The organism is Stenotrophomonas sp. 17(2023), from assembly GCF_030345315.1.
GTDB classification, from domain to species: Bacteria; Pseudomonadota; Gammaproteobacteria; order Xanthomonadales; family Xanthomonadaceae; genus Stenotrophomonas; species Stenotrophomonas acidaminiphila.
In genome coordinates this window covers 1,435,810-1,448,328 of the sequence record NZ_CP128405.1, presented here as the reverse complement: position 1 = coordinate 1,448,328, position 12,519 = coordinate 1,435,810, and the positions used below count along the sequence as shown (strand labels likewise).

General features: G+C 65.3%; 9 protein-coding genes and 2 tRNA genes. 2 read left to right on the top strand and 9 right to left on the bottom strand.

Annotated features, from left to right (window positions below):
• Positions 1 to 58 precede the first annotated feature (58 nt).
• The 7 genes from QQA12_RS06395 to uvrB form a co-directional block, all read right to left on the bottom strand.
• Positions 59 to 1,054, bottom strand: coding sequence for a phenylalanine--tRNA ligase subunit alpha (locus QQA12_RS06395; protein ID WP_056932292.1), 996 nt, complete (start codon positions 1,052 to 1,054; stop codon positions 59 to 61).
• 362 nt (positions 1,055 to 1,416) lie between these two features.
• Positions 1,417 to 1,776, bottom strand: coding sequence for a 50S ribosomal protein L20 (gene rplT, locus QQA12_RS06390; protein ID WP_054664681.1), 360 nt, complete (start codon positions 1,774 to 1,776; stop codon positions 1,417 to 1,419).
• 11 nt (positions 1,777 to 1,787) lie between these two features.
• Positions 1,788 to 1,985, bottom strand: coding sequence for a 50S ribosomal protein L35 (rpmI, locus tag QQA12_RS06385; protein WP_010342861.1), 198 nt, complete (start codon positions 1,983 to 1,985; stop codon positions 1,788 to 1,790).
• 287 nt (positions 1,986 to 2,272) lie between these two features.
• Positions 2,273 to 2,797 carry a translation initiation factor IF-3 gene (gene infC, locus QQA12_RS06380; RefSeq protein WP_225546736.1) on the bottom strand — a complete coding sequence of 175 codons (525 nt, stop codon included), beginning with the start codon at positions 2,795 to 2,797 and terminating at the stop codon, positions 2,273 to 2,275.
• A gap of 66 nt (positions 2,798 to 2,863) precedes the next feature.
• On the bottom strand, positions 2,864 to 4,768 hold the full coding sequence (gene thrS / locus QQA12_RS06375) for a threonine--tRNA ligase (RefSeq protein WP_226050007.1): 1,905 nt from the start codon (positions 4,766 to 4,768) through the stop codon (positions 2,864 to 2,866).
• A gap of 427 nt (positions 4,769 to 5,195) precedes the next feature.
• A tRNA-Val gene (locus tag QQA12_RS06370) sits at positions 5,196 to 5,270 on the bottom strand.
• Between the two features lie 146 nt (positions 5,271 to 5,416).
• The gene (uvrB, locus tag QQA12_RS06365; RefSeq protein WP_054668639.1) at positions 5,417 to 7,432 is read right to left on the bottom strand and encodes an excinuclease ABC subunit UvrB; all 2,016 of its coding nucleotides are present in this window, start codon (positions 7,430 to 7,432) and stop codon (positions 5,417 to 5,419) included.
• Between the two features lie 217 nt (positions 7,433 to 7,649).
• Here uvrB and QQA12_RS06360 point away from each other — a divergent pair, with 217 nt between their 5' ends.
• On the top strand, positions 7,650 to 8,159 hold the full coding sequence (locus tag QQA12_RS06360; protein ID WP_233324823.1) for a GspH/FimT family pseudopilin: 510 nt from the start codon (positions 7,650 to 7,652) through the stop codon (positions 8,157 to 8,159).
• A gap of 75 nt (positions 8,160 to 8,234) precedes the next feature.
• Positions 8,235 to 8,311: transfer RNA gene (locus tag QQA12_RS06355), tRNA-Asn, on the top strand.
• Positions 8,312 to 8,403: 92 nt separating this feature from the next.
• Here the strand turns inward: QQA12_RS06355 and QQA12_RS06350 are convergent.
• Both QQA12_RS06350 and QQA12_RS06345 read right to left on the bottom strand, forming a co-directional pair.
• Positions 8,404 to 8,808 carry a type IV pilin protein gene (locus tag QQA12_RS06350; protein WP_289211199.1) on the bottom strand — a complete coding sequence of 135 codons (405 nt, stop codon included), beginning with the start codon at positions 8,806 to 8,808 and terminating at the stop codon, positions 8,404 to 8,406.
• A gap of 4 nt (positions 8,809 to 8,812) precedes the next feature.
• The gene (locus tag QQA12_RS06345; RefSeq protein WP_226050009.1) at positions 8,813 to 12,517 is read right to left on the bottom strand and encodes a PilC/PilY family type IV pilus protein; all 3,705 of its coding nucleotides are present in this window, start codon (positions 12,515 to 12,517) and stop codon (positions 8,813 to 8,815) included.
• Positions 12,518 to 12,519 lie beyond the last annotated feature (2 nt).

Genomic DNA, 12,519 nt, shown 5'->3' with positions numbered 1-12,519 from the left:
GATCCGTTGTGCGGGCCATCGCCCGCCGTGTGTGCCTGTGGGAACCTGCTGCCGCGCCTCAGGCGAACTGGCGCAGGAAACGCACGTCGTTGTCGAAGAACGCGCGCAGGTCGTTCACGCCATAGCGCAGCATCGCGAAGCGCTCCACGCCCAACCCGAAAGCGAAGCCGGTGTAACGCTCCGGATCGATGCCGCAGTTGCGCAGCACGTTCGGGTGCACCATGCCGCAGCCCAGCACCTCCAGCCAGCGGGTGCTGCCGTCGGGCTGCTGCCAGGCGATGTCCACCTCCGCGCCCGGCTCCACGAACGGGAAATAGCTCGGGCGGAAGCGCATCTCGAAATCGCGCTCGAAGAAGGCGCGCACGAACTCGCTCAGCGTGCCCTTGAGATCGGCGAAGGTGGAGTGCTCGTCCACCAGCAGGCCCTCGACCTGGTGGAACATCGGCGAATGGGTCTGGTCGCTGTCGCTGCGGTAGACCTTGCCGGCGGCGATCATGCGCAGCGGCGGGCGGTGGTCGCCCATGTAGCGCACCTGCACCCCGGAGGTATGCGTGCGCAGCAGGCGGCCATCGCCGAAGTAGAAGGTGTCGTGCATGGCGCGCGCCGGGTGGTGCGGCGGGAAGTTCAGCGCCTCGAAGTTGTGCCAGTCGTCCTCGATCTCCGGGCCTTCGGACAGTTCGTAGCCGAGCCGGCCGAAGATCTCGGTGATGCGCTCCAAGGTGCGCGTGACCGGATGCAGGCCGCCGCGCCCGCCATCGCGCCCGGGCAAGGTGACATCGATGCGCTCGGATGCCAGGCGCGCGTCCAAGGCCGCGTTCTCCAGCAGCGCCTTGCGCTCGCCCAGCGCCGCGGACACCGCATCACGCGCGCGGTTGATCGCCTCGCCCGCCGCCTTGCGTTCGTCGGCCGGCAATGCGCCCAGCTGCTTGAGCTGCGCGGTGATGCTGCCGCTCTTGCCCAGCAGGGCCACGCGCAGGTTCTCCAGCGTTTCCGGATTCTGCGCCGCGGCCACGTCGGCCAGCGCCTGGGTGGTCAGGGATTGGATGTCACTCATGGATCGACGGATCTCGGATGGGTCGCCTCACACGTTCCGCGCCGGGGCGATATCCCGGAGCTCCCAGTCCCCTTCCGGTGGAAGAAGATCGAGGTGAGGGCACGAGCGAATCCTAGCGTAGTCGGATTGCGCTGACGCCGATGCACCGATTGTTTCCCAATCCGGTGCGTGGCGACGCGTTCAACCCCGCTACTGCCGCGGGCTCCTGCGGCGCGCCCTCATCCGCCCCCTCGGGGCGCCTCCTCCCGAGGGAAGAGGGAACGGCCAAGCTGGAAAAAGAAATGGGGAAGGACTTGCGCCCTTCCCCATGCATTGTCTCATTCACCACCGCCGCGGGTGAACCGCGCCGGCAGGGGAAGGACTTATGCCGCCAGCGCGCTCTTGGCCTTCTCGGCCAGCGCGGCAAAACCCGCCGCGTCGTGCACGGCGATGTCCGCCAGCACCTTGCGGTCCAGGGTGATGCCAGCCTTGAGCAGGCCGTTCATGAAACGGCTGTAGCTCATGCCGTTGATGCGGGCAGCCGCATTGATGCGGGTGATCCACAGCGAACGGAAATTGCGCTTCTTCTGCTTGCGGCCGATATAGGCGTACTGCTGCGCCTTGATGACCGCCTGCTTGGCGACGCGGAAAACCTTGCGGCGGGCATTGTAGTAGCCCTTCGCCTGGCTGATGATCTTCTTGTGGCGGCGGCGCGCCTGCACACCACGCTTGACTCGTGCCATGGTTCAGTTCCTCAGAGGTAGGGCAGCATGCGGTCCAGACGGCCTGCGTCTTCTGCGCGGACGTGGTTCGTCTGACGCAGGTTACGCTTCCGCTTGGTCGCCTTCTTGGTGAGGATGTGGCTACGGTTGGCGTGGCCAGCCTTGTACTTGCCGGAAGCGGTCTTGCGGAAACGCTTGGCCGCCGCCCGGTTGGTCTTGATCTTGGGCATTGCTATGTCCTTGATGGTCTCTTTTTACTGGCCGGGCGGTGGCTTGCGCCACGCTTTCCATCCTTGCCCTTGCCTGCTTGAAGCCCGCACTCCCGATGGAGGCAGGCAGGTCCTGTTGGGTGTTGCAAACAGCAAACCCGGCGAACCGGGCCGCCCATTATGCCCGGGCCCCAGCACACTTGCAAACGCAGGCGGCAGCGGGGACAGGCAAATGAATACGGGACGGGAAGCCGGCGCCAGGCCCCTCCCCGTCCGCGGGTACGGCTGCGGCCCGGGCCGCGGCGCCGTTACTTCTTCTTCGGCGCGATCATCATGACCATCTGCCGGCCTTCCAGGCGCGGGCGCGATTCGATCACGATGTCCTCGCCCAGGTCCGCCTCGATGCGACCGGCCATCTCGCGACCCAGCTCCTGGTGGCTCATCTCACGGCCACGGAAGCGGATGTTGACCTTGACCTTGTCGCCCTCCTCGAGGAAACCACGCATCTTGCGCAGCTTGATCTGGTAGTCGCCCTCGTCCGTGACCGGACGGAACTTGACTTCCTTGATCTCGACCTGGCGGCTCTTCTTCTTGGCCTCGTTGGCCTTCTTCTGCTGTTCGAACTTGAACTTGCCGAAGTCCATGATCTTGCAGACCGGCGGATCGGCCTGCGGCTGGATCTCGACCAGGTCCAGGCCCTCATCCTCGGCCATCGACAGCGCTTCGTCGCGCGTCAACACGCCGATCATTTCACCGTCGCTGCCGATCACGCGCACGCGCGGCACGCGGATTTCATGATTGCGACGATTCTGCTTGTTGTCAGGGGTACTGATATTGCAATCTCCGGATGGAATCGAACCGGCCCCGGCGGAGCGTCCGCGGGGACCGGGGCTGGATGCTTACTGCCTGTGTTCCGCCTGCAGGCGTTCGATGAAGGCCTGGAGCGACATGCTGCCCAGATCCTCGCCCGAACGGGTGCGTACCGCCACCGCGCCGTTCTCCTTCTCGCGGTCGCCGATGACCAGCAGATACGGCACACGCTGCAGCGTATGCTCGCGAATCTTATAGCCGATCTTCTCGTTCCGCAAATCGGCGGTGACCCGGAACCCTTGCTCCGCAAGGGTTTTGCGAACCTGCTGAACGTATTCAGCCTGGGCGTCGGTGATATTGGCCACCACCACCTGCACCGGCGCCAGCCAGGTCGGGAACGCGCCGGCATGGTGCTCGATGAGGATGCCGATGAAGCGCTCCATCGAGCCCACGATGGCCCGGTGCAGCATCACCGGGTGCCGTTTCTGGCTGTTTTCGTCGACGTACTCGGCACCGAGCCGGCCCGGCATCATGAAGTCCACCTGCATGGTGCCCAGCTGCCAGGTCCGGCCGATGGCGTCCTTCAGGTGATACTCGATCTTCGGGCCGTAGAAGGCACCCTCGCCGGGCAGTTCCTGCCATTCCACGCCACAGCTGGACAGCGCAGAACGCAGGGCGTCTTCGGCCTTGTCCCAGGTGGCGTCGTCACCCAGGCGCGATTCCGGGCGCAGCGCGATCTTGATCTGGATGTCCTCGAAGCCGAAATCGGCATAGACCTTCAGCGCCTGGGCGTGGAACGCGCGGACCTCGGACTCCACCTGCTCCTCGGTGCAGAACACGTGGCCGTCGTCCTGGGTGAAGCCGCGCACGCGCAGGATGCCGTGCAGCGCACCGGACGGCTCGTTGCGGTGGCAGGCGCCGAACTCGCCGTAGCGGATCGGCAGGTCGCGGTAGCTGTGCAGGCCCTGGTTGAACACCTGGATGTGGCCCGGGCAGTTCATCGGCTTGACCGCGTAGGTGCGCTTCTCCGACTCGGTGAAGAACATGTTGTCCTGGTAGTTGTCCCAGTGGCCGGACTTCTTCCACAGGCTCACGTCCAGGATCTGCGGGCAGCGCACCTCGCCATAGCCGCTGCTGCGATAGACGCGGCGCACGTACTGCTCGACCACCTGCCACAGCGCCCAGCCCTTCGGGTGCCAGAACACCAGGCCCGGCGCCTCTTCCTGCAGGTGGAACAGCTCCTGCTGCTTGCCGATGCGGCGGTGGTCGCGCATCTCGGCTTCCTCGATGCGCTTGATGTAGGCCTCGAGCTGCTTCTTGTCGGCCCATGCGGTGCCGTAGATGCGCTGCAGCTGCTCGTTCTTGGCGTCGCCGCGCCAATAGGCGCCGGAAATACGGGTCAGCTTGAAGGCCTTGAGGAAACGCGTGTTCGGCACGTGCGGGCCACGGCACATGTCCACGTATTCCTGGTGGTAGTACATGCCCATGGCCTGGATGTCGGCGGACATGTCCTCGATCAGGCGCAGCTTGTAGTCCTCGCCGCGGGCCCTGAAGATCTCGACCACCTCGGCGCGCGGCGTCATCTTCTTGATGACGTCGTAGTCCTGCGCGATGAGCTCGCCCATGCGCTTCTCGATCGCAGCCATGTCATCGGGCGTGAACGGGCGCTCGGAGTAGATGTCGTAGTAGAAGCCCTCGGCGATGACCGGGCCGATCACCATCTTCACGTCCGGGTACAGCTGCTTGACCGCATGGCCGACCAGGTGGGCGCAGGAGTGGCGGATGATCTCCACGCCCTCCTCGTCCTTGGCGGTGATGATGCGCAGCGCGGCGTCGTGGTCGATGACGTCGCTGGCATCGACCAGCACGCCGTCGACCGCGCCGGCGATGGTGGCCTTGGCCAGGCCGGCGCCGATGGACTGGGCCACGTCCATGACGCTGACCGGGTTTTCGAACTGACGGACGCTGCCGTCGGGGAGAGTGATGTTGATCATGGCTTCACCTGGGGGATGGCCCGCCGGTCGCGGCGGATCGCGGGGCACGCGATGCGGGAATGCGCCTGCGGAGAATCGGGGCAATAAAAAAGCGCCACGAAGGCGCCTGCTGCAGGGCCGTGGCGGAATCTGGCGTCAGGAGTGGGTAGTGCTCATGTCGCACGCTCGGCCGGCGTTTCCGCGGGCCACCTTTTCCGGAAGGAGGTCGGGCACGATGGTAAACCAATCGCGGCCATTCCGCCTCCATCGCGCGTGTGCCGGCGTCCCTCTGTCCGGCCGGCAACCGCGCCGCGCGCCAGCGCGGCGGGCCACGGGAAACCAGGGGAAAGCAGGCCTGGGCGACACATTCCGGCGGGTCGCCCGGCCCGGATCGACGGCCACAAAAAACCCGGCATCTGCCGGGCCATTGATCCACTCCTCACCGGAGTGGTGGGCGGTACAGGGTTCGAACCTGTGACCCCTACCATGTCAAGGTAGTGCTCTACCGCTGAGCTAACCGCCCTTTTCGCCGCAACAAATTGCTTGCTGCGAGGGCGCGTATCTTATGCCAGCGGTTCGGCAAGAGCAACAGGTTTCCGGAAAAATTTTCACATCGCCCTCCATGCGCCCCGCCCCACCCGCGGGCAAGGCACCGGCAAGGCGCGCGACTCATCCCAGGCTTGCTTCCTTCATGCGGCGGATCTGGTCGCGCACCCGCGCCGCGTCCTCGAACTCCAGGTCGCGCGCATGCTGGTACATCCGCTGTTCCAGCTCCTTGATGCGGGCCGCCAGCCTGGCCGGCTCCAGCGACAGATAGTCGGCCTCGGGCTCTGCCACCCGCCGCCCCTTGCCCTTGGCGCCGGACTTGGCCGATCCCTCTTCATGCGCGCCCTCGAGGATGTCGATGATCGGCCGCGCCACCGACTTGGGCACGATGCCGTGCGCCTCGTTGTGCTCCACCTGCTTCTGGCGACGGCGGTCGGTCTCGTCGATGGCCGCCTGCATCGAGCGGGTGATCCTGTCGGCATAGAGGATCGCCTTGCCGCGCAGGTTGCGGGCGGCGCGGCCGATGGTCTGGATCAGCGAGCCGGTCGAACGCAGGAAGCCTTCCTTGTCCGCATCCAGGATCGCCACCAGCGAGACTTCCGGCATGTCCAGGCCTTCGCGCAGCAGGTTGATGCCGACCAGCACGTCGAACTTGCCCAGGCGCAGGTCGCGGATGATCTCCACGCGCTCGACCGTATCCACGTCCGAATGCAGGTAGCGCACGCGGATGCCATGCTCGCCGAGGTACTCGGTGAGGTTCTCGGCCATGCGCTTGGTCAGGGTGGTGACCAGCACGCGGTCGCCCATGCTGATGCGCGCGTGGCACTCGGACATCAGGTCGTCGACCTGGGTGGCCACCGGCCGGATCTCGACCTGCGGGTCGACCAGGCCGGTCGGGCGCACCACCAGCTCGGTGATCTCGTCGCCCGACTCGCGCAGCTCATAGGGTCCGGGGGTGGCCGATACGTAGATGCTGCGCGGCGAACGCGCCTCCCACTCCTCGAAACGCAGCGGGCGGTTGTCCAGCGCCGATGGCAGGCGGAAGCCGAACTCAACCAGGGTTTCCTTGCGCGAGCGGTCGCCCTTGTACATCGCGCCGATCTGCGGGATGGTCACGTGTGACTCGTCGATCACCAGCAACGCGTCCGGCGGCAGGTAGTCGAACAGGGTCGGCGGCGGCTCGCCGGCGGCCTTGCCGGTCAGGTGCCGCGAGTAATTCTCGATGCCACTGCAGTAGCCGACCTCGGCCATCATCTCCAGGTCGAACTGGGTACGCTGGGCCAGGCGCTGCGCCTCGACCAGCTTGTTCTGCGCGTACAGCTGCTCCAGCCGCTCCTTGAGCTCGGCCTTGATCGTCTCGATCGCCGCCAGCACCCGTTCGCGGGTGGTGGCGTAGTGGGTCTTGGGGTAGATCGTGTAACGCTGCATCCTGCGCAGGCTCTCGCCGGTGAGCGGGTCGAACATGCCCAGCTGCTCGACTTCGCCATCGAACAGCTCGATGCGCACCGCCTCGCTGTCCGACTCGGCGGGAAACACGTCGATGACCTCGCCGCGCACGCGGAAGGTGCCGCGCTGCAGTTCGTACTCGTTGCGGGTGTACTGCAACTGGGTCAGGTGCTTGATCAGGTCGCGCTGGTCGATGCGCTCGCCCTTGGACAGGATCAGCCGCAGCGACAGGTAGTCCTCGGGCGCGCCGAGGCCATAGATCGCCGAGACCGTCGCCACCACCAGGGCATCGGGCCGTGACAGCAGGGTCTTGGTCGCGGCGAGCCGCATCTGCTCGATATGCTCGTTGATCGAGCTGTCCTTCTCGATGAAGGTATCCGAGGCTGGCACGTAGGCCTCGGGCTGGTAGTAATCGTAGTAGCTGACGAAGTACTCGACCGCGTTGTGCGGGAAGAACGACTTGAACTCGCCATACAGCTGCGCCGCCAGCGTCTTGTTCGGCGCCATCACCAGGGTCGGCCGCTGGACCTGCTGCACCACGTTGGCGATGGTGTAGGTCTTGCCCGATCCGGTCACGCCCAGCAGGGTCTGCTTGGCGATGCCGGCCTCGAAGTTGGCGACGAGTTTGGCGATCGCGGCCGGCTGGTCGCCTGCCGGCGAATAGGGCGATACGAGCTGGAAACGGTCGGACATGGCGGCGCCGGCGGTATGGACCGGCAAGTATAGCCATCGCACGGATGACGGCCGGCTGAGGACATTTCCCATGCCCGCCTGCACCCTGCGGCCGATTCCCGTCGCCAACGTATCGGCCCAGTCTGCCTGCAGTCGCGCTGCGCGCCGTTCCGCGGGAAAGCCCTGCATGGCCTGGACACCCCTAGCATCCCCTCCTCCCTCGCCGCATCCGCGCGGCATGAGCCTGGTGGAAATCCTGGTGGGCGCGTTCATCCTGGTGACCCTTGCCATCGTCGCCCTGCCATCCATGGAGGGACTGATCGAACGGCAACGCACCCGGGCCGCGACCTATGCGCTGCTCAACAACCTCGCCCTGGCCCGCCTCACCGCGGTCAGCAGGCGCGGCATCGCCGCGCTCTGCCCTTCCACGGATGGCACCACCTGCACGCGTTCGAGCGACTGGAGCAATGGCTGGCTGCTGTTCCTCGACCGCGATGGCAACCGCCGCCCCGACACACCGGACGACATCGTGCGGCAGGACATACCCCCGGCATCGCGCCACATCCGGGTTGTCAGTTCCGCCGGACGACGACAGGTCCGCTACCTGCCCGATGGCCGCAGCGCCGGCAGCAACCTGACCATCTCGCTGTGCAACACCAAGGGGCGTCTGTTGGCACGGGTGATCGTCAACAACGCGGGCCGCGCGCGCACTGCCCGCCCCAGGACGCCGACTGCATGCCCGCGTTGAACGCCCGCGCCCGCGCCCGCGACGCGTCGGCGGGGCTTGCACGCCCCGGCGTCGCTGCGTAGAATGCGCGTCCCCGCCCGAATAGCTCAGCCGGTTAGAGCACTTGACTGTTAATCAGGGGGTCGTTGGTTCGAGTCCAACTTCGGGCGCCAGATAAAAAGCCTGCGAGCGATCGCAGGCTTTTTTATTTGCCTGGCCGACCTCCCCTGTCGGCCCACGCCCCCCCGCGCACCACTCCGCCGGATTACCAGCAGCCAGGGCTGCTCGGGGATTTCACGCCCAACTGGTTGATGCTCAACGTTCCGCACGAATCACCCGACTGCTTGCCCTTGGGCGCGGCGGAGACCGTGTAAGTACGCGCACCGACATTCCTGCTGAAGGTGTAATAAAGCAGCGCATCACTGTCGCATGAAGCGGTCAACGTGGCGATGTTCGGCGCCGCCGCATAACTCAGGTCGGTCGTGTACACGCGCTCCAGTCTTTGCGCCACCGCCGCCGCACATGCCGCACCCGCTGCCCGGCGCGCCTTGCGCATGTGTTCGTTGTAGCTGGGCAATGCGATGCTGGCGAGAATCGCCAGTACCGCCACCACCACCATCAGCTCGATCAGGCTGAAGCCAGATTCCCGAGCGCCTCGCCCACTCTTCATTTTCTCAATCTCCCTTCAGATCGCGCCAGGAAACCCGCTCCCAGCGGGGTGGAATCGTCGGCACGGCCACGATTTCGCCGTTGCTGCCCGCGACCAACATGACGCCGCGCATCAGGTTTGGCAACGTAGGCATGCCCACGCCCGCGTCCACCGAGCCGACCGGCAGATTGTTGATCGTGTCGTTGGTCGAGGAGTTCTTGTCCAGGTCGAAATAGGAGCTGCCCGCACTGGTCCCGGTAAACGCATCCAGCGCATTGATGTAACCGCGGCCATCCGCATCACAGGCATTGCCGGTCGGTATCATGCTGGCGGTGAGCAGGAAGCTGGATACCACCTGGGCGTCCTGCACGATCCGCTCGCCCGCCTCGGGCAGGTCGATGTACCAGCCCTTGGATCCGGCAGGCAGGCTGGCCTTCCCCTGGAAGGCCCGCACCGGGTACCCGCTCGAGGTGCCCGACGTCACCTGGACGGTGCGCTGGGTCAGATCTGAACGGCTGATCGTCGCCCCCGTGTCCATGAACCCGTACATGCTCTGCACGTTGACGTTGCTGGAATCGGCATCTTCCGTCGTGAGGTAGCGGCCGGTACCGAAGAATACCCAACGCTTGTTGGTCCACGGATGGGTTGCCACGGTGACGCCCGCACTGATCGGCTGCGCCTTACCGGTTGCGTCCTGCGCAGTGAAAAGCCGGGTGGCGGTCCATGCAGCCGCCGAGGTATTGGTCAGGTCGAACTTCCACACGTTGCCGAGCATGTCCCCGGCATACACATAGGCCAGGGTCTTGCCGTCAGGACCGTAGATACCGGTCGGCGCGGAAAGACCGTTGGGTGCCGAGGACGAACCCGCACCGGTATCGATCTCGCGGATGACGGCACCGGTCACGGCATTCAGCACCACGAGCACGGCCCGGTCGTGACTGCTGTTGACGCCGTTGCCGAAAACGACGGCGGCATTGGTGGTTCCCTGCACATTGGCCAGGATGGGCCGGCCCAGCACCTGACCCATGTTGCCATCGGTGGTTTCCGAACGCTCCCACAGGGAAACACCACTCGCGGTGGCGGACGCCGGTGCGGTCACGTTCAACGCATACAGGCCCTTGCCGCCCCTGCCCAGGCTGCCCACCAGAATGTTCTTGTTGGGCGTCAACGCGCGGTTGGTCACGACCACCGGGCCATCGACGAAGAACTTGTGCGAATAGTCGCCCCGGCTCAGCGTGGCAAGCTGGGTGAAATTGATGATGTTGGGCACGTAGGCGAACAGCTCCTGGCCGCTGGTGCCGTTGAAGGCATGCAGCATGCCGTCATTGGCGCCCACGTACAGGGTGTCCGTCTCCCTCACATAGAAGGGGGAAGAGCCGACAATGTCCCCCAGCACGGTGCTGGGCCGGTTGCGCAGCAGACCGCCATTGCGCTCTTCATTGCTGCTGTCGCCCTTGATGTACGCCGCGTTGTCCGCCCCCGTCACCGCGTAGTCCGCCGGCCCGCCGACGCGCGTCAGCGCCGCCTGCTGGCTCGTCGTGGGGAAGGTTCCACCGTAGGTGAACACCTTGCGGGTCGCCAGTGGCGGAATGCTGGACGTCCAGCCACTACCCACGCCATCACGGGTCACCGTCTGACCCTTCACCGTACCGGTCCAGGTACCGGAGACGTAGCTGGCACTGAACACCTTGGAGCCGGCATTGAGCGATGCGGAGTTGGTGGCGACGTTGGAGAACGACCCGGTGCGCTGCGCGATCGCCGCGAGCGCCTTGCCCAGCCCGGCGGTGAACTCGGACGGACTGGATGCGGACACGAACTGGCCATGCCCATTGACCGCGGCATGCAGCAGGTCGTCGATGCGCCGCGCGTTGTCCGTGCCGGGATTGGAGGTGTCCGGGTCGGGCCAGGCCGGATTGGCCGGCACGCTGTCGACGCTCGACCAGCCCATGGTGGTCTTCAGGCCGATCGAGATGCCAAACGTGACCATGTGCTGCCAGAACGCGGGATCGGCGTCCGTCGCCGGCACATTGTTGTTGTCCGGCCTGGACGTGTTCCCCATGTAGTCTTCGGTACGCAGGTCCGTCTTCCAGTACTTCATCGCCACGTCGGCCAGCGTCCTGGAATAGCTGTCGCTGTAGGGGGCCGCCGCCGTATACGTATAGGTCTTGTTCTTGGGGCCCTTGATGGTGCTGCCATTGGTGCCATCGGCGTTGCCACTGTCGACCGTCGAGGTGTTCCAGTAGCCGTCGGTGGTCAGGATCGAGAAGTTCTGCCGGCAGGAAAGCTGGTCACTGCCTGATTCGGGGCCATACGGACCGTTCGAATCGGAGCGGCTGAAGTAGGTGCCGGCATCGTCCAGCGCCTGCTGCAGTGGCGTGCCATTACTGGCCCCGGCGGCGAACAACCGGTTGTACCAGGTCGAACGCGACGTGGTGCTGGTGCTGCCAGCCACCGTGGGGTCGGCCACGTTGTTGACGAAGCGCCCGTCGTTGCCGTCGCGGACCGGGATGTCGAACGTATTGCGGCCCCAGATGGTGCGGAACCCGACGCGCACCTTGCTGTTCAACGGACTGAACGCCTCGGCGGCACCTGCCTTGGCCGCCTTGGTGCGGGTGCGGTGGTAGGAGTACCAGGTAGCGAAATTGGCCTTCTCGTCCGCCACCGTATTGGCCGAGCCCGTACGCGATGCAGGCAGCGCCGCGGCACAGTCGATCCAGCCATAACCACTGCCCTGTCCATCACAGCTGTTGGTGGTGTAGCGCTGTGCGGAAATCTGGTAGCCGGTGCTGTTGTTGGTGTTGCGCTGCACCCTGACCGTGTATTGGCCAGCGGCCGTCTCGGGCACCTGGCAGAACCCGGAACTGTTGCGCGACGAAACGCCGGAGCAGACGACATTTCCGGAAGGGTCGTAAACCCAGTAATTGAGGGTCCGGGAATTGTTGGAGCTGGTGTTGTCGATGGTGATCTCGAGCACTGCGCCGGCAGATACCGAGGCCAGCCGGTTGTCGACGGCCGTATTGTTGGAAAGAGTACCGGTGGCCGTATTGCTGCCACCCACCTGCACCGTCTGCTTGGCGGTGGTCACCACCGTGCCGTAGACGCCGCGCAGGATGTCCCCGCTGCCCGGTATGATCTGGTAGCGGTAGTAATTGGATACGTTGGAAAGATAGGAAGCAGCGGTATTGGCGGTGTTCTTGGGCACGTAGAACGTCTGGATGTTCGCCGACAGATCCTTCGAGCCGCCGTTGGTTCCGGCACCGGAGTGCGTCACCACCAGATCACTGCTGTACACCCGGGTAAAGTCCATGCCACCCGTGAGGCGATTGCCATCGGCATCCATCCACGGCTTGTAGGTCACCGCCGGGTTGTAGTACAGCGTATTGGTCGCATAGCTCTGCATGTACAGCCTGGAGTTGTCCAGGGTTTCCGTGGTGACGCCGGTACCCGAGGACACGCCGTTGGCATCGGGCCGGCTGCTGAACGAGCCGGGGCCGGTGATTTCGGTGACGTCCTGGTTGTTCATGTTGCGCCAGGCCATCGATCCCGAGTCATCCAGGATGAACAGGATGTTGGGGGCTACGCGCGCCGCCGTGGTCAATGGATCGTCGGGGATCACGATGCCTGCGTTGACCGGCAAGGCCAACATGCTGGCCAGGAACGCGGCAGGGCCGGCCCACCACTGGCGCCCGGTCGGCTGGGATGTCCCGTGCTTGGAATGCTTGCGCTTCATGA

Excerpts from the sequence above, each read along its gene's own strand:
- rpmI (WP_010342861.1), bottom strand. The coding sequence starts at position 1,985 with ATGCCCAAGATCAAGACCAACCGGGCGGCGGCCAAGCGTTTCCGCAAG.
- QQA12_RS06345 (WP_226050009.1), bottom strand. The coding sequence starts at position 12,517 with ATGAAGCGCAAGCATTCCAAGCACGGGACATCCCAGCCGACCGGGCGC.
- rplT (WP_054664681.1), bottom strand. The coding sequence starts at position 1,776 with ATGGCACGAGTCAAGCGTGGTGTGCAGGCGCGCCGCCGCCACAAGAAG.
- uvrB (WP_054668639.1), bottom strand. The coding sequence starts at position 7,432 with ATGTCCGACCGTTTCCAGCTCGTATCGCCCTATTCGCCGGCAGGCGAC.
- thrS (WP_226050007.1), bottom strand. The coding sequence starts at position 4,768 with ATGATCAACATCACTCTCCCCGACGGCAGCGTCCGTCAGTTCGAAAAC.
- QQA12_RS06360 (WP_233324823.1), top strand. The coding sequence starts at position 7,650 with ATGAGCCTGGTGGAAATCCTGGTGGGCGCGTTCATCCTGGTGACCCTT.
- QQA12_RS06395 (WP_056932292.1), bottom strand. The coding sequence starts at position 1,054 with ATGAGTGACATCCAATCCCTGACCACCCAGGCGCTGGCCGACGTGGCC.
- QQA12_RS06350 (WP_289211199.1), bottom strand. The coding sequence starts at position 8,808 with ATGAAGAGTGGGCGAGGCGCTCGGGAATCTGGCTTCAGCCTGATCGAG.